The sequence below is a fragment of the Devosia sp. genome, assembly GCF_017307495.1.
In the GTDB taxonomy this organism is placed as follows: Bacteria; Pseudomonadota; Alphaproteobacteria; order Rhizobiales; family Devosiaceae; genus Devosia_A.
This window is the reverse complement of sequence record NZ_JAFKHE010000015.1, coordinates 300792-316936: the sequence shown is the minus strand read 5'-3', so window position 1 is coordinate 316936 and position 16145 is coordinate 300792. Positions and strand designations below refer to the sequence as shown.

Annotated in this window: 18 protein-coding genes; 10 read left to right on the top strand and 8 right to left on the bottom strand. The window is 68.3% G+C overall.

All coding sequences use genetic code 11. The annotated features are described in order from the left end of the window. The first annotated feature begins 5 nt into the window (after positions 1-5). On the top strand, positions 6-476 hold the full coding sequence (locus J0I99_RS07855; RefSeq protein WP_291394146.1) for a tRNA (cytidine(34)-2'-O)-methyltransferase: 471 nt from the start codon (positions 6-8) through the stop codon (positions 474-476). Further along, on the top strand, positions 473-1342 hold the full coding sequence (hemF, locus tag J0I99_RS07850; RefSeq protein ID WP_291396977.1) for an oxygen-dependent coproporphyrinogen oxidase: 870 nt from the start codon (positions 473-475) through the stop codon (positions 1340-1342). Before J0I99_RS07855 ends, hemF begins: the two co-directional genes overlap by 4 nt. 6 nt (positions 1343-1348) lie before the next feature. Here the strand turns inward: hemF and J0I99_RS07845 are convergent, their stop codons facing one another. Beyond that, the gene (locus J0I99_RS07845) at positions 1349-2425 is read right to left on the bottom strand and encodes an HD domain-containing phosphohydrolase (protein ID WP_291396976.1); all 1077 of its coding nucleotides are present in this window, start codon (positions 2423-2425) and stop codon (positions 1349-1351) included. 247 nt (positions 2426-2672) lie between these two features. Between J0I99_RS07845 and J0I99_RS07840 the strand changes: the two genes are divergently transcribed. Then, on the top strand, positions 2673-2861 hold the full coding sequence (locus J0I99_RS07840; protein ID WP_291396975.1) for a DUF1059 domain-containing protein: 189 nt from the start codon (positions 2673-2675) through the stop codon (positions 2859-2861). Here J0I99_RS07840 and J0I99_RS07835 read toward each other — a convergent pair. From J0I99_RS07835 to J0I99_RS07825, 3 genes are all read right to left on the bottom strand, one after another. Further along, entirely contained in the window at positions 2858-4057 is a 1200-nt protein-coding gene (locus tag J0I99_RS07835) for a CCA tRNA nucleotidyltransferase (protein ID WP_291396974.1), read from the bottom strand. The two genes, J0I99_RS07840 and J0I99_RS07835, sit on opposite strands and share 4 nt — an antisense overlap. Further along, the gene (locus tag J0I99_RS07830; RefSeq protein ID WP_291396973.1) at positions 4054-4680 is read right to left on the bottom strand and encodes a CoA pyrophosphatase; all 627 of its coding nucleotides are present in this window, start codon (positions 4678-4680) and stop codon (positions 4054-4056) included. Before J0I99_RS07830 ends, J0I99_RS07835 begins: the two co-directional genes overlap by 4 nt. A 72-nt stretch (positions 4681-4752) precedes the next feature. Next, complete coding sequence (locus J0I99_RS07825) at positions 4753-5313, bottom strand: GNAT family N-acetyltransferase (protein WP_291396972.1); 561 nt, start codon at positions 5311-5313, stop codon at positions 4753-4755. 549 nt (positions 5314-5862) lie between these two features. On the opposite strand from J0I99_RS07825, the gene J0I99_RS07820 reads away from it, so the two are divergent. The 3 genes from J0I99_RS07820 to J0I99_RS07810 are packed head-to-tail and all read left to right on the top strand — an operon-like array spanning position 5863 to position 7558. Continuing rightward, positions 5863-6327 carry a hypothetical protein gene (locus tag J0I99_RS07820; RefSeq protein ID WP_291396971.1) on the top strand — a complete coding sequence of 155 codons (465 nt, stop codon included), beginning with the start codon at positions 5863-5865 and terminating at the stop codon, positions 6325-6327. Then, a complete protein-coding gene (locus J0I99_RS07815; RefSeq protein ID WP_291396970.1) occupies positions 6327-6554 on the top strand; it encodes a helix-turn-helix transcriptional regulator in 228 nt (75 codons plus the stop codon). Before J0I99_RS07820 ends, J0I99_RS07815 begins: the two co-directional genes overlap by 1 nt. A 53-nt stretch (positions 6555-6607) precedes the next feature. After that, complete coding sequence (locus tag J0I99_RS07810; RefSeq protein ID WP_291396969.1) at positions 6608-7558, top strand: NAD(P)-dependent alcohol dehydrogenase; 951 nt, start codon at positions 6608-6610, stop codon at positions 7556-7558. Positions 7559-7652: 94 nt separating this feature from the next. Here the strand turns inward: J0I99_RS07810 and nudC are convergent, their stop codons facing one another. Then, positions 7653-8612 carry an NAD(+) diphosphatase gene (gene nudC / locus J0I99_RS07805; RefSeq protein ID WP_291396968.1) on the bottom strand — a complete coding sequence of 320 codons (960 nt, stop codon included), beginning with the start codon at positions 8610-8612 and terminating at the stop codon, positions 7653-7655. A gap of 33 nt (positions 8613-8645) precedes the next feature. Then, on the bottom strand, positions 8646-9119 hold the full coding sequence (locus J0I99_RS07800; protein WP_363278141.1) for an NUDIX domain-containing protein: 474 nt from the start codon (positions 9117-9119) through the stop codon (positions 8646-8648). On the opposite strand from J0I99_RS07800, the gene J0I99_RS07795 reads away from it, so the two are divergent. The 4 genes from J0I99_RS07795 to J0I99_RS07780 all read left to right on the top strand — a co-directional run bounded on the left by J0I99_RS07795 (position 9118) and on the right by J0I99_RS07780 (position 13230). Beyond that, the gene (locus J0I99_RS07795; RefSeq protein WP_363278139.1) at positions 9118-10095 is read left to right on the top strand and encodes a metallophosphoesterase; all 978 of its coding nucleotides are present in this window, start codon (positions 9118-9120) and stop codon (positions 10093-10095) included. The genes J0I99_RS07800 and J0I99_RS07795 overlap by 2 nt on opposite strands. A gap of 2 nt (positions 10096-10097) precedes the next feature. Then, the gene (locus tag J0I99_RS07790) at positions 10098-11426 is read left to right on the top strand and encodes a hypothetical protein (RefSeq protein WP_291396967.1); all 1329 of its coding nucleotides are present in this window, start codon (positions 10098-10100) and stop codon (positions 11424-11426) included. Next, entirely contained in the window at positions 11416-12726 is a 1311-nt protein-coding gene (gene murD / locus J0I99_RS07785; protein WP_291396966.1) for a UDP-N-acetylmuramoyl-L-alanine--D-glutamate ligase, read from the top strand. The genes J0I99_RS07790 and murD overlap by 11 nt, the downstream gene beginning before the upstream one ends. Before the next feature lie 171 nt (positions 12727-12897). Continuing rightward, positions 12898-13230: an SMR family transporter gene (locus J0I99_RS07780; protein ID WP_291390187.1), complete on the top strand. Its 333-nt coding sequence runs from the start codon at positions 12898-12900 to the stop codon at positions 13228-13230. Between the two features lie 134 nt (positions 13231-13364). Here the strand turns inward: J0I99_RS07780 and J0I99_RS07775 are convergent, their stop codons facing one another. Beyond that, a complete protein-coding gene (locus tag J0I99_RS07775; protein ID WP_291396965.1) occupies positions 13365-14366 on the bottom strand; it encodes an MDR family oxidoreductase in 1002 nt (333 codons plus the stop codon). A gap of 35 nt (positions 14367-14401) precedes the next feature. Beyond that, positions 14402-16090, bottom strand: a complete 1689-nt coding sequence (locus J0I99_RS07770) for a tetratricopeptide repeat protein (RefSeq protein WP_291396964.1) — start codon at positions 16088-16090, stop codon at positions 14402-14404. Between the last annotated feature and the right edge of the window lie 55 nt (positions 16091-16145).

Sequence of the window (16145 nt, the reverse complement as noted above, 5' to 3'; positions counted from 1 at the left end):
GAATCATGTCCGTCGAACTCGCTCTCTACCAGCCCGACATCGCGCAGAACACGGGCACCCTGCTCCGCCTCGGTGCGTGCCTCGGCGTGCGCGTGCATGTCGTCCACCCGACCGGCTTCCCGTTCTCGCAGCGAACACTCAGGCGCGGCGCCCTCGATTACCTCGAGCATGCCGACTACACCGAGCACGACAGCTACGCCCATTTCGACGCCTGGCGCCGCGCCAGCGGCCGTCGCATGGTGCTGCTCACCACCAGGTCCAGCAGTTCCGCCTACGAGGCCGCCTACCGCCCCGGCGACGTGCTGGTGCTCGGCCGCGAGAGCGCCGGCGTGCCCGACGAGGTCGCCGCCGACGCCGATTTGCGCGTCCGCATCCCCATGCGGCAACAAATGCGCTCGCTCAACGTGGCCGTGGCCGGCAGCCTCGTGCTAGGGGAAGCGCTCCGCCAGACCAACGCTTTCGCAGCCCTCACATGACCTTGCCCACCGACATTGAATCAAAGCAGGAACTCGCCGCCGGCTGGTTCCGCAGTTTCCGCGACCAGCTCTGCGCCGCCCTCGAGTCCGTCGAGGCCGACGTCCAGGGCCCCCTTGCCGATCGCCCGGCCGGCAGGTTCGAGGTCACCGCATGGGACCGGCAGGCCGGCGGTGGCGGCGAGATGGGCATGCTGCACGGCCGCGTGTTCGAAAAGGCGGGCGTTCACATCTCGACCGTGCACGGCCGATTCTCGGAAGAGTTCGCTCGGCAGATGCCCCATACGGAGGCGGGCGCCGAGTTCTGGAGCGCCGGCGTCTCGGTGATCATCCACCCCTGGAACCCGAACGTACCGGCGGCGCACATGAACACGCGCATGATCGTCACCGGCAAGTGGTGGTTCGGCGGCGGTGGCGACCTCACGCCTGTGCTCGACCGGCGCCGCACCCAGGAGGATCCCGACTCCGTAGACTTCCACGCTGCCTATCGCGCCGCCTGCGAGGCGCATGGCGTCGACTACCCGCGCTACAAGAAATGGTGCGACGACTACTTCTACCTGCCGCACCGGCAGGAACCGCGCGGCATCGGCGGCATCTTCTACGACAACCACAATTCCGGCGACTGGGACGCCGACTTCGCCTTCACCCAGGATGTCGGCCGTGCCTTCCTCGACATCTATCCGCGCCTCGCGCGCCGCAACTTCGAGACGCCCTGGACCGCAGCCGACCGCGACGAGCAGCTGATCCGCCGCGGCCGTTACGTCGAATTCAACCTGCTCTACGACCGCGGCACCACGTTCGGCCTGAAGACCGGCGGTAACGTCACCTCCATCCTCTCCTCCATGCCGCCCGAGGTGAAGTGGCCCTGAGCCGCGTCACCCCCGCGCCCTGACCCCGGCGACCTGCTGCACCAGGCCGCCTACCGTCGCCGGCAGGACGACGCCGAAGCTTGAAGCCAGCATCCGCACCGGCGCGTAGTCGATCTTGCTGGTCAGTGTCATGTCGATCAGCACCTCGACCGCCTCGGTCGGTGTGCGCGTCGTCTTGTAGGGCCGTGTCTCGACCAGGGCGGCGAAGACGTCGCATACCGTCAGGATGCGCGTCAGCGGCGCGATCGCCTCGCCCTTGAGCCCGTCGGGATAGCCGCTCCCGTCCAGCGCCTCGTGGTGGTGCCGCACCGCATCGAGGATCCCGGGCAGTACCGATCCGTGGCGCTTCAGGTAGTCGTGACCGGCCACCGGGTGCTGCCGGATCACGCCGAACTCCTCGGGCGTCAGCTTGCCGGGCTTGTCGAGGATGTATTTCGGGATCACCGCCTTGCCGATGTCGTGCAGCAATGCCGCGTTCATCAGCGCCCCCGCCTGCGTCGCGCCCAGCCGTGCGCCACGCACAAATCCCGCCGCCACGCCGGTCACCAGCAGGCAGTGCTGGAACGTGCCTTCGTGATGCGCCCGCACCGTCTCCAGCCACTGCGCCGGCCCCACCTCGCCGACGCTCGCCAGTACGCCGGCCGCCGCGGCAGAGACGCCCCTGAGCGACATCGGCTGGTTGCTCAGCAGCCCGTGGAAGAGCTCGGCGAGCGAGTCCTCGGCCCGCGCGCTGGAGATGCCGCCCGGCGCTGCCGCGAGTTGCGCAATCTCGCGCGCGCTCCGCTTGTGCCGCTCGACCACCGAGCATTCGCGCAGCAGTTGCGCCAGCGCATGCTTGCGCAGCAGGTGCCGCGTCGCGCCGAGCGCATTGGCCTGCACCCGCAACAGCCGCTCCGAACTGCCGTCATCGATGAGGAACGTGCGCGCCCGGCCGCCCGGGACGTAGTCGAGCGCATGCTTGACCAGATCGATCGAGCGCATGTCGCGCAGGTCGACATCGACGATCACCTCGCCGGCGTCCGGCAGTTCCTCGGGGCTGAACGTCCCGACCACCAGCACGCGCGCTCCGAGGGCGCCCGCCATCGCCGCCGCATGGGCAAAAGAACTCTCGTCGCACACAACAACGAGTGCCGCGCGATCCCCATCTCCATCATGAACAATTTTGCCCATGCCGCAATCTACTTGGCCACTCGCCAGTATCTACCACCCGCATTCGTGGACGTTTGGTAAATCTGCACCAAGTAGATCGAAGTCGGAACCACGCCGACCCGCCCTGCCATTGCCGCATTGTTGCGGCCTCATGCCCTGCCGGCATCGATGGAGAAAGACCATGAAGTCGTTTGAATGCGGGACGCTGGTCCCCGGCTGCCGCTGGCATACCGAAGCCCCGGACGCGGCCGAAGTGGTGCGGCGGGCCGCCGAGCATCTGCGCACCGCGCATCAGGAAGAGACTATCCGCCCCAACATGATCGACGAGATCAAGGCGCGCATCCACGACAAGGGCGTTACGCTGGCCTAGGGGCGCGCGACCATTCCCAGCAGCGCCTCCCGATCGAGGGCGAAGCCGCTCTCGATCCAGGCGAGTTCGAGCCGCTCGAGTTCGAGCCCGACCGCCCGGCCCGGCGGCATGCCGAGCGACAGCAGGTCGTTGCCGCGGAGCGGGAAGCGCGGCACGTCGAGGCGCTGCAGCTGCTCCACCACGGCCAGCCGGCCGGCATCGCCCCAGTTCGCCAGCGTCGCGGCGACGTCCACCGCATCGGCGATGGCTGCGGGGTAGCGGTAGGCCGCCTCGTTCAGGCGGAAATCCATGATCAACCGCGCTGCCGCGAGGATCGAGGCAGCCGCGGCCACGTCGTCGTTGGAGAGCCGCCACATGCGTTGCAGCTGCCCCGGGTCGCCCTGCGACCCGATCAGTGCGAGGCGCGCATGAAAACCGGGGCGGCGCGCCCGGCGCTCGTGAGCATGCAGCAGCGCCACCGTCTCGGCGCTCAGCCCGAGAATTCCCGCCTCCCGCATCACCCGGAGCGTCTTGGCGACACGCGGCAAGCCCAGCATCTTGCGCATCTCGGCGCCGATCCGCTCGGCGGCAAGATTGCCGAGCGTCCCCGCCGCCGCAACGCACGCGGCGAGCCCGTCGCGATCGAGCTGCTCCTTGCCATGGCTGGCCGAAAAGCGGAAGAAGCGGAACACCCGGAGCCTGTCCTCGGCGATGCGCTGCGCCGGCTCGCCGATGAAGCGAACGCGCCGCGCCAGGCAGTCGTCGAGCCCGTGCAGCGGGTCGAACAGGCTGCCGTCCATGTCGGCGTAGAGCGCATTGAGGGTGAAGTCCCGCCGCATCGCGTCGGCCCGCCAGTCGGTGCCGAAGCGCACCACGGCGCGGCGGCCGTCGGTCTCGACGTCCTCGCGCAACGTCGTCACCTCGGCGGTCAGCGCGTCGAGCCGCAGCGTCACCGTGCCGTGCTCGATGCCGGTGGGATAGACCGATAGCCCCGCCTTTTCCGCCCGCCGCGTCACCTCGTCGGGCTGGAGCTCGGTGGCAATATCGAGATCGGCCGTATGGTGCGGCAGCTCGAGCAGCGTGTCCCGCACGATGCCGCCGACGACGCGCGCGCGCCCGGCCGCGCCGTCAAGGAGCGCCAGCATGCGCTGCGTTTCCGGCCGCATCAGCCACTCGGCGCGCTTCAGCAGGTCATTGATGTTGCCAGGCTTGCTCAACCGCCCTCCGGGGCCAGCGCCAGATCGTGGAAGCGACGCGTCAGGTTGGCAGTTATCCCCCAGATGACAAGCCCGCTGTGCTCGATCTGCCAGGTGCTGTGCTCGCGCCCGTTGCGCTGGATACGGAACGTGGTGAAGCCGCCCGGCGCCATGAGATAGCTCAGCGGCACTTCGAAGACCGACCGGACCTCGCTGGGGTTGGGCACGAACGGAGCGCGCGGCTCGACCACGGCGACCACCGGCGTGATCAGGTAGTTCGTGCCCGTGTAGTAGAGCGGCAGGTAGCCGAGCACCCGTGCGCTGCTCCGGTCCAGGCGTACTTCCTCCCAGGCCTCGCGCAGCGCCGCATCGGCCGCGTCGATGTCGGTCGGGTCGACCTTGCCGCCGGGAAAAGCGATCTGCCCGGAATGCGACCGCAGTTCCGGCGAGCGCTCGGTATAGAGGATGGAGAGCCCGTCCGCCCGTCGCACCAGCGCGATCAGCACCGCGGCGTGGACCGGCGGGCGGTTGTGCGGAACCTCCGGAACCCAGTCCGGCAGCATGCCGGCGCCCGCGTCGAACGGTTGGGGTTCGCGCAACAGCCGGCCGCTGATTCTCTCGATGAGTGCGTTCTCGTCCTGCACCGCGAACCGTCCCGGAGTGCTTTCAGGAAAAGTTGCAGGCTTTTCCGGTTCGAAAGCGCGGCAACCAGGAGACTACGATCGCGTACCGGCTCCGAACGCCTTGATCGGACCCTTGAGCCGGGTGGCCATGGTAGGATCGGCAGAATAGACCAGCACGCGGGTCGGGTCGACCGGGCCGGGAAACTCGATCGCGCCCAGTTCCGTCGGCACCCAGCCGAGCGGGCAATAGTAGTCGCGATCGCCCACCAGCAGCACGAAGCTGCCCTCGCCGCGCTCGAGCGCAAGACGGGTCACCTCTTTCGCCAGCAGCTTGCCGGCGCCGCGCTTGCGGAAATCGGGATGCGTCGCCAGCGGGCCGAGCAAATAGCCATCGATGCCGCCGACACTGATCGGCGTCATCCAGACCGAGCCGCACGGCACGCCGTTGACCTCGGCGATGAGGCTCAGCGACGTGTCGATCGGAAAGCGCTCGCGGACGCGGAAAGCGGTACGGGCAAAGCGGCCGGGCCCGAAGGCGATGGCCTGCAGGTCCTCGACGAACGGGTCGTCTTCGGGGGTGGCGAAGCGAACGGTGGGCATGCCGGCTTGCGAGGGCGCAGCGTCGGCAGCGACGGAGAGGGACGGCGCGATCATGTGACGAGTCCAGGAATTCGAGAGACGAGGACATACATGCCGGCAAACGGCAGGGCCGGCTGCGACCGCTTACGGTCGTCGGGTCACGTGAAAAGCCTTCTCCATCCTGGGCGCCTCCTGACGCCTGAAACGCGCATTAGCACCATGGCCGGCAACGCGTCCACGCAAAATCATGGACCTGCAGTCGAATTTCAAGCCCGCCTCCTCCGATTGTGGCTTTCCTGCCAAATCGTGATGGGCGTGAGGGGTATAGCGGCGGCATGGTGAGAGTGAGGCGGCCTTCTTTCCAGTCGCCGCTGAGGGGGTGGCAACGTCCGTTTCGCGACGCCAATAGCGGCCCTTCGCGAAAGAACTGCGGTGGATCAAGCCTCGCCCTCGACGTCGGCCCTCTCAGCCACGAGCGCGACCGGTGGAGAGAAGTGTCGTGAGGTCCGTTGGGGCGCTCGGGTCCATCCTCGCCAAAAATCTTCGTCGCTATGTTAAAAATAATAGACATCACGTCAGAAATACTAGATATAGCGCCCAGGAAATGTGCATGGAGCGCGTCAGATGGCCTTCCGCGAGAAAACGGCATGGATCGCCGTCATCACCACGCTGGTGGTGTGGGGGTACTATTTTTCCGAAGTCTGGCGCGGCGTCAGCGCGCGCGCGCTCGATGGGCAGGCGCTGTGGACGCTGTTCCTCGCCTGCATGGGGATCACGCTGGTCCTCCTGCTCGGCCTGAACCTGCTCGCCTCCCGGCGGCGGCTGAAGGATTTTGGCGCCAGCCCCGACGAGCTGGAAAAGCAGATGGAAAGCGGCGCGGCCAGGCTGACCAAGCCGCTGTTCGAGTGGGCGGTACTCGGCATTTCGGCGGCGGCCCTGCTTTGGGGCAGGGACTTTGCGGCAGGCTTTCCAGCCGATCCGGTCGGAAGCTTTGCCATCGTCATGGCCAACGCGCTGCTGTTCGCCGCCGTCGCCACCAATCTGCTGGCCGAGATCATCATCATCGTCCGCTTCCGGGTGCTCGGCTGATGGCCGCGCCGCCGATTTCCAACACGATCCGACGGTTGCGCTTCGACCATGACGAGATGACGCAGCAGGAGCTGGCTGATCGCATTGGCATGACCCGGCAGACCATCGCGGCTATCGAGCAGAACAAATACTCGCCGTCGCTGGAAGCGGCATTTCGCATCGCCGAGGTGTTCGGCGTGCCGATCGGCGAGGTCTTCCAGTGGAAGGCCGAACCGCCCAAGGGCTGACGGCCGACCCAAGAGCCCCCCTAGACTGAACCCCGCCCCATAATGAGGATGCCATGAGAGCTGCTGTCTACAAGAAGTACGGCCCCCCGGATGTCGTTTCGATCGAGGAGGTGCCCAAGCCCGCGCCGGGCGCGCGCGACCTTCTCGTCAAGCTGGCGGCGAGTTCGGTTACCTCCGGCGATGCGCGGCTTCGGGCCTTCAACCTGCCAGAGCCGTTCGCGATCCCCGGGCGGCTGATGATCGGCATCTTCGGGCCGCGCAGGAAGGTGCTGGGCGTGGAGTTCGCCGGAACGGTCGAGGCGGTCGGCAAGGCGGTGACCAGGTTCAAGCCGGGCGACCGGGTATTCGGCATCGACGTCTTTGGCTGCCATGCCGAGTACAAGCTGGTGCGCGAGAGCGAATGCGTCGCCTTGATGCCGCAGAACCTCTCGTTCGAAGACGCAGCAGGCGTGCCGTTCGGCGGCGTCACGGCGCTCGACTTCTTCAACCGGGCCAGGATCCAGGCGGGGCAGAAGGTGCTGGTCAACGGCGCCTCGGGCTGTGTCGGCGCCTACGCCGTGCAGTTGGCCAGGCATTTCGGCGCCGAGGTCACCGGCGTCTGCAGTGCGGGTAACGCCGAGCTGGTGCGCTCGCTCGGGGCCCACCGGGTGATCGACTATGCGACGACCGATTTCGCCAGGGAGTCCAACGTCTACGATCTGGTGATGGATACGGTCGGGAATGCCCCTTACGCCCGATGCGAACCCATCCTCGCGCCGACCGGGGCCCTGCTGGCCGTGCTGGCTGCGCCCGAGGACATGTTCCGCCGGCCCAAGGGCGGCCGGCGCATCGTCGGCGGCACTTCGGCAGAGCGGCCGGAGGACCTGCAGCTGCTGGCCGACCTGCTGGCAGCCGGCAAGATCAAGCCGGTGATCGACCGCGTCTATCAGCTCGAAGAGATTCGGGAGGCCTATGCCTATGTCGACAGCGGCCGCAAGCGCGGGGCCGTGGTGCTGTCGATCTGAAGCGCTTCACGGCCGAATCGAGCCGCAGCGCCTCTGCACCCTTCGCCCTTCGGGCACCTTCTCCCCCCGAGCGGAGGACAGAGCCCCTGCCCCCTCAGTTCCCCCAGTACCCCGCGTCGAACAGCTTGCCGTGCACCCAGGCCTCGATCAGCGCGCCCGCGATGGCCCCGGGCCTCGGCTGGTTGATCTGGGGATGCGCGCCGGCCAGGATTTGCAGCACCTCGTCGCGGCTTACCCAGCGCGCGTCGGACAGCTCCATCGGGTCGACCGTGATCTCCTCGCTCAGCGCCTCGCCGTGGCAGCCGAACATCAGCGACATCGGGAACGGCCAGGGCTGCGAGGCGATGTACTGCACTGGCCCGACCTTGATGGCGCTCTCCTCCAGCGTCTCGCGCCGCACCGCGGCCTCGATCGTCTCGCCGGGCTCGACGAAGCCGGCGAGCAGCGAATACATGCGCTCCGGCCAGGCCGGGCTGCGCCCAAGCAGCAGGCGGTCGCCGCGTGTGATCGCCATGATCACCACCGGGTCGGTGCGCGGAAAGTGCTGCGTGCCGCATTGCGGGCACTTGCGCACCCAGCCGGCGCTCTCCACCGCGCTCGGCGCACCGCAATTGGCGCAGAACCGGTGCGCCGCGTGCCAGCCGATCAGCGCGCGGCCGGTGGCGATGCACTCGCCGTCAAGGCGCGCCAGTCGCGGCATCAGGCCGCGAATCTCGACGAACTTCGCCTCCGGAAATCCGGGGTGCACCTGCTGGCTCTGGTCGATGAACTGCCCGATCGTCGTCGCATCCTCGGGCGGCGACCACAGCGGCAGGTCCACCGCGAAACGCGGTCCGTCCGGCGTCAGCCCGACGAACAGCGGCGCCTCGCGCGCATCGACGAAGGCCGGGTGGTCCAGCGCCACCGGTACCGGCCGGCCCGTCTCGTCGGCGAGGATCTTGCCGCGCCAGAACACCAGCGCCCGCGCCCGCGCGTCGCCCCGCGCCGCGTCGGCCGGCCGCAGCTGCGCCGCCCGGTCGAGTTCCCCCGGCCTGAATGCAAATCCGTAGTCCAACTCAGCCCCTCCGTCCGGTGACATGGCCAGTGCCTACCACAATCGGGGCAAGTCGCGCGCCCCCGTCGCGATCTCGGCGACCCGGCGCGCCGTGCCGGGGCTGGCGCCCTCGGGCAGCGCGTCGAAGGCGAACCAGCCGATCTCGGCGATCTCGCCATTGGGCACGAACGGCCTCACCTGCCGGACCTGCCGGCCGACATAGACGGCCACATGGTCGCGGTTGGTCGCGGCGTTGACCTGGAGATAGAGCCCGAGCATGGTCATCGGCCCTTCGACCCGGTAGCCGGTCTCCTCCTCGGCCTCGCGTCGCGCCGCTGCTTCCGCCGTCTCCCCCGGTTCGACGCCGCCCCCCGGGAAATGCCAGCCGGGCATATAGGTATGGCGCAGCAGCAGCACCCTGTCGCCGTCGATCAGGACCGCCCGGGCGCCGAGCACCATCCGCCGCCTGACGCCGACGAGAAACAGGTGCGCCCACGTGCGCAGAGTCTGCCAGGCGCTCATCCTCATGTCAGTAACCTCGATGTCCTCGGGCAACGCAGCGCCATTTAGGCCATTTTCTTGCCGAGCGCCGCATGGCATTACGCCCGCAATGATCACTCTCGCGCATCTTTCCGACATTCATCTGGCGCCGCTCCCCCCCGTTCGGGCGCGCGACCTGATGAACAAGCGGATCACCGGCTTCCTCAACTGGAAGCTCAAGCGGGAGCGGACCCTCGACGGCGAGGGCCTGACCAGGCTCGTCCGCCACATGCGCGAGCAGAACCCCGATTTTACCGTCGTGACCGGCGACCTCGTCAACCTCGCGCTCGATGCGGAATACAACACGACGCACAACTGGCTCGAGACGGTCGGCCCGCCCGAGCAGGTGTGCCTCTGCCCCGGCAACCATGATGCCTACCTGCCCGGCCAGCTCGCCAGGGGCATGGATCGCTGGGGCGGCTACGTGCGCGGCGAGACGCTGGATCCGTCCGACTTCCCCTTTGTGCGCCGCGTCGGCGACGTCGCCATCATCTCGTGCAACAGCGCCGTGCCCACCCTGCCCTGGGTCGCCGCCGGCCGGTTCGAGCAGGATCAGGCCGACCGGCTCGCGCGCTGCCTCGAGCTGCTCGGCGACGGCGGCTATTTCCGCGTCGTGCTCATCCACCATCCGCCCAACCAGGAGCAGGCCCATCCGCGACTCGGCCTCTATGGGGCCAGGCTGTTCCGCAAGGCCGTGGCCGACCACGGCGCCGAGCTGATCCTGCACGGGCACACGCACCAGTCCTCGATCTTTGCCATCCCCGGCCCCAACGGCGATGTGCCGGTGGTCGGCGTCGCCGCGGCGGGCGCGGCGCAGGGCGACACCGGCGGGCACGATCCGGCGCGCTACAACCTGTTCTCGATCCAGCGCCTCGGCACCGCCTGGCAGTGCACGCTGCGCGAGTTTGGCTTCCAGCGCCTGTCTCCCGATATAGTCCTGCGACTCAGCCTGCGGATCTATTGAGCGTGACCGAAACCTTTGCCATCGAGCCGCCTGCCTTCGACCCGGCCACGGGCATCGCGCGCTTCGGCTACCGCGTCAACGAACTGCGCTTCACCGAAACGCTCGCCTTTCCGCCCGGCGGCGATGCCGAAGCGGCCCGGTCCCCGGCCTTCCTCAAGCTGCTGAGCCTCGCCGCGCTCGTCCTCGGCGTCAGCTACTACAAGCTGCGCGCCCCGACCCGCATCGAGGTGGCGTTCCCCCTCACCGCCCGCGAGCGCGCCTTCGCCCTCGACGTCTACGAGAATGGCCTCGGCGAGTTCTACGCCCGCAACAGCCTCAAGCGCTTCGGCCTGATCGAGATCGAGGCGGCCGAAGCATCAGGCGAGCGGCCCGCCCCTCCCGTCCTCGCCGGCCGGGCCCTCCTCCCCATCGGCGGCGGCAAGGATTCGCTGGTCAGCGAGCAGCTGCTGGAAGCCGCGGGCCTCGACTTCACGCCTTTCGCCGTCAACCCCAAGGGTCCGATCCTCGGCTCCATCGACAGGATCGGCCGTCCCGCCCTCTACGTGCAGCGCACGCTCGACCCCGAGATGATCCGCCTGGGCAAGGAACCCGGCTACTACAACGGCCACGTCCCCTCGACCGCGATCAACTCGATGATCGCCGCGCTCACCGCGCTGCTCTTTTCCTACAACGCCATCATCCTCTCCAACGAGCGCTCGGCCAGCGAGGGCAATGTCGAGTTCGACGGCCGCGAGGCCAACCACCAGCACTCCAAGTCGCTCGACTTCGAGCGCCTGATCGCCGAGGTGCTGGGTGACGCCACCGGCGGCGCCCTCGGCTATTTCTCGCTGCTCCGCCCCTATTCCGAGGCCCGTATCGCCGCGCTGTTCGCTCGCGTCCGGCGCTTCGACCAGGTGTTCTCGAGCTGCAACGAGAACTTCAAGCTCGCCGGCCACGCCGGTCCGCTGTGGTGCGGCAAGTGCCCCAAGTGCCACTTCGTCTTCCTGATCTTCGCGCCCGTGATGGACAAGGCCCGCCTCATCTCCATCTTCGGGCAGGACCTGCTCGCCCAGCCCAATCACGAGCGCTCGTTCCGCGAGCTCACCGGCCTCGCGGGGCAGAAGCCGTGGGAATGTGTCGGCGAGATCGAGGAAGCGGCGGCCTGCCTCCACGCCCTCACCCGGCACCCCGACTGGGCTGATGAGCCAATCGTTTCAATGCTCAAGCCCGACCTGTTGACTCAATACGGCAGCCAGCGCCTCGACGATGCCCTTGCCGAACTGATGATCGATAGCCCAGAACACCTCATCCCGAGGGACATCTTCGAGCGAGTCGCCCCGCATGCGCTTTGACGAACCCGTCCTGCTCTACGGCGCCGGCCGCGAGGCCCGCTCCACCCGCGCCTTCATCAAGGCCAAGGCCCCGCGCACCAGGGTCTATGTCACCGTCGACAGCGGCGAGGCCGATGTCGAGGACACGACCTTCATCGCCCCCGCCGACCTGACGCAAGCCATTGACTCGAAACTGTTTTCGACCATCGTCAAGAGCCCCGGCGTGTCGCGCTATCGCCCCGTCTTCGCCATGGCGCGCGAGGCCGGCATCGCCGTCACGTCGAACCTCAACCTGTGGGGCGAGGAATATCGCGCCGGGCGCAAGGTCATCGCGATCTCGGGCACCAAGGGCAAGTCGACGACGGCGACGCTGGTCCACCTGATGCTGACCGAGTCCGGCCTCGACGCCGGCCTCGCCGGCAATGTCGGCCTCGCGCCGCTCGAGATCGCCGACAAGCACCCGATCATCGTCTTCGAGCTCTCGAGCTACCAGACTGCCGATATGGCGTTCACGCCCGATATCGCAGCAATTACAAACCTTTCGCCCGAGCATACGGACTGGCACCGCACCGTCGAGCGCTACTATGCCGACAAGCTCAACCTGATCGACCGCGACGCCCCGTTCCCGGTGGCGCTCGGCGTCGGGGCGCTCGGCCACCCGCTGGTCATGGCGGCGCTGCGCGACCAGAAGCGCCTGATCCCCCCGCTCGCGCCCTTCATTCATGACCGCATTGCCACGGCGGTGTCGCGCAGCCGCCTCAAAGGTGAACACAATCTGAACAACGCCGTGCTGGCCGCCCAGATCGCCATGCGGGCCGGCGCCGACCTCGAAGGCGTGGTGCGCGGCATCGGCAAGTTCGCCCCGCTCCCGCACCGGCTCGAAGAACATGCGATCGGCGGCGTCACCTTCGTCAACGACTCGATCTCGACCACCCCCGAGGCCACCAAGGCGGCGCTCGCCGCCTACGAAGGTACGCGCCTCGCGCTCGTCGCCGGCGGCCACGAGCGCCAGCAGGACTATGCCGAACTCGCGCAGCTGCTCGCCCCGCGCGGCGTCACCGTGCTCGTGTGCCTGCCGGTCACCGGCGACCGCCTCGCCACGCTCACCTACGCCGCGGCGCCCGAGATCGAAGTCATCGAGGCCGGCACGCTGGACGAGGCGCTGAAGGCACTGGCGGGCCGCAAGGCGAAGTTCGACACGGTCATCCTCTCGCCCGGAGCGCCGAGCTACGGCCAGCTCGAGGCCCCCGGCAAGGCGTTCAGGAACTTCGAGGAACGCGGCGCCGCCTTCGTCCGGCTGGCCGGCAAGTATTTTGGCTGACGGGTTGGCACCGTCCCGCCTCCACCACGGGGTCATCCCCCACCCTCACCGGGTCATCCCCGCGAAAGCGGGGAGCTCCGTTTGCGATGCTGCGGGCGGCATCAGATCAGAGGTTCCCGCTTTCGCGGGACTGACTCCGTGGATGAAAGGGCATCAGCGGAGCGAACCTCGATGATCGCCTACCTCTACCTTTCCGTCGCCATCGTCGCCGAGGTCATCGCCACCACGGCGCTGCGCGCCGCCGACGGCTTCACCCAGCTCTGGCCCTCGGCCATCTCGATCGCCGGCTACGTCGTCGCCTTCTATTTCCTGTCGCTGACCTTGCGGACCATGCCGGTCGGCGTCGCCTACGCCATCTGGTCCGGCGTCGGCATCGTGCTGATCTCGCTGGCCGGCTGGCTCGTCTACAAACAGCTGCTCGACCTGCCGGCCATCGTCGGCATGGCGCTGATCATGGCCGGTGTGCTCGTCATCAACCTGTTCTCGAAGACCGCCTTGCACTGACGTCGATACGTGGGACTACCCCCTCACCCCAGCCCTCCCCAGAGGGGCGAGGGGGCTCACCGGCAGCGCCACAAACGTCCCCTCGCCCCTCTGGGGAGAGGGTCAGGGTGAGGGGCGCCCGGCCCGCGGAGCCCTCAGGTCGACGGATCGCGCGGATTGACGATCACCCGGCCGGCAACTTCGCCCTTCAGCATCCGGTCGGCCAGCCCGGGCAGGTCCTCGAGGCCCGCCTCCGTCAGCACCGGTTCGAACGCAGCCGGCACGAACAGCGTCGTCAGCCGGTCCCAGGCCGCCACGCGCGCCTCGTAGGGCTGCATCACCGTGTCGATGCCGCACAGCGAGATGCCGCGCAGGATGAACGGGATCACGCTGGCGTCCCAGTTCCGCCCGCCGGCATTGCCCACCGCGGCCACGGCGCCGCCACGGCGCACGCCCTTGAGCACTTCGCCCAATAGCGGACCGCCGACATTGTCGATGGCCCCGGCCCAGATCTCCTTGCCGAGCACCTTGCCCGACCCCGCCAGCAACTCGTCGCGGCCGACGATGCGGCTTGCCCCGAGCCGCGTGAGCAGCTCCGCCCGCTCCGTACGGCCCGTTCCGGCGACGACGCGATAGCCCAGCCGCGCGAGCAGCAGCACCGCGATGCTGCCGACCCCGCCGGCAGCGCCGGTGACCAGGACCTCCCCGTCACCCGCCTTCACCCCCTGGGCCTGCAGCCGGTTGACCGCCAGCATCGCCGCGAGCCCCGCCGTCCCCAGCATCATGGCGGTGCGGCTCGAGAACCGCTTGGGCAACGGCACCAGCCAGTCGGCCTTCACCCGCGCCCGCTGCGCAAAGCCGCCCCAGGTGAGTTCGCCGACGCGCCAGCCGGTCAGCAGCACCGCCTGCCCCGGATGGTAGCGCGCATCGCCGCTCTCGATCACCCGGCCGGCGAAGTCGATGCCCCCCACGTGCGGATAGGTCTTCACCAGCCCGCCCTGCCCGGCGAGGCAGAGCGCATCCTTGTAGTTGAGTCCGGTCCACTCGACCGACACCAGCACGTCCCCTTGCGGCAGGCGCGATTCGTCGACCGACTCGACCCGACTGGCCACGCCTCCTCCAACTGGGCGGTCGGTGACGAGGGCGCGGAAAACCATGGAAACTCCAGTAACTACGGGTCGAAATCTGCCGCTTACGGCCCGTCCAGCGCCGCCCGGTCGATTCCCGCCGCGGCCAGTTCGCGGGCAATCTCCAGAACCAGGGCGTCGTCGCCGAGCCGCTGGCGGAGTACCGGTAGGATACCGAAGCGGCGAAACCGCGTCACCTCGAGCAGTTGCGCGATATAACGATTGAGCACGTCCTGGTACCCGAGGCGGCTCGCCGCCACGGTCCCGATGACGGAAGCCATTTCGGCGTCGCCGCTCAACAGCGCCTCGGCTTCCGACAGCGCGCGGTTGTAGGCGTGCGTGCGCAATGCGTCAAACGCCGTTGCCTCGTGATACCAGGCGGGTGCCGAAAGCGATCGACGCAACGCCTCCTCCGCCAGTTGCCGCCCCTTGTCGGACGGACCCTGAAGGAGCAGCAGGCGACCGTATCCGGCGACCGCATCAAGGTTTGAGGGGTTGAGCTGGAGCGCGGAATTGAAGGCAGCCGCCGCCTCTCCGAAGCGGCCGGTCTGCTCGAGGTAGAAGGCATACTCGCGCCAGACCTGGCTTGAGGTCGAGGCCAGCTTGATCGCCTGCTCGATCCGCCGTTCCGCCTCGGCCAGTGGCTCGGGGTCGGTTGCGCCGGGCGGCTGCGTGCGCAGGGTCGCATCCAGCAGCAGCGTTCCGCTCATCGCCAGGGCGGCGGCGGACTTGGGTTGCGCCCTGAGCAGGCCGGCCACGCAGGCCCGCGCCCGTTGCCCATCGGCGGCCACCGCCTTCTCGCGATAGAGCGTGAACAGCACGCCGCACAGATACTCCGTCTCGTAGCCCGAGAGGTCCGGGTGGTCGGCGAGCCACCGGATGGTGTCGGCATGGAGGGGCCCATCGATCGCCCCTAGCTGATCGGCGAAGGCGCCCGACAGGCGGTCGAGGCTGGCCGGCACCTCTGCGGCGGGCAGCTTCTGCGTCATGCTCCAGATGGCGGCATCCGACCCCGATCGCTTCAGGCTGGCGGTGATCTGCACCTCGCCTCCGTCGGTCCGGGCAATCCCGGTCAGTTCGAATGCAGCCGGCTGTTCGCCGGCGTCGCCGGGACGCCGGAGATAGACCGCCTCGACATAGGGAAACAGATCGAGGTCGGTGACCAGTTCCACCGCCAGGCCGGCGACGCTGATGCTGGCGGCATTGGCCGCAGCGACGGAGGTGAACTCGGCAACAGAGACGCGCGGCAGTTCGGGCACGGCCAGCCGCGGGCCCCGCTGGTTCAGCACCTGCGTGGTGATCAGGGCGATGCCGAGCGCTACCCCGGTCAGCATGATGATGAGGATGATGTCGTCCAATCGGGCCAGGATCGGACGTTGCGTTTCCGGCTCGACGGGCTCCGGCGCCGCGACCACCCTGGGCTGTTCGAGGACGCCATCGGCCCCCACGCGGACGAATTCGGGGATGTAACGTCCCACCGGCAGGCTGAACCTGATGCTCTCCGCGCGCCCGGCGTCGCTGTAATACTCCTCCAGCGCCGAACGCAGCCGCCGGGCCTGCACACGCACGATCGGGTCGCTCTGCGGATCGAAGCTCGGCGGCCGCCCGAACACGTCCACGGCAATCGAATAGGCTTTGATCGCAGTCTCGTTTCCGGCGAGACGCGCCTCGACTATGTAATTGAGAAACCTCACCAATTGCGGCGAACGCGCCAGTCCCGGCCACTCGGTGGCACGCGCCAGGGCGGCCTCCACCTCCTCGCGGGGCGGAATGCTGTCGCTCACGAGAATCCCCTTGCGGTCGACCGAC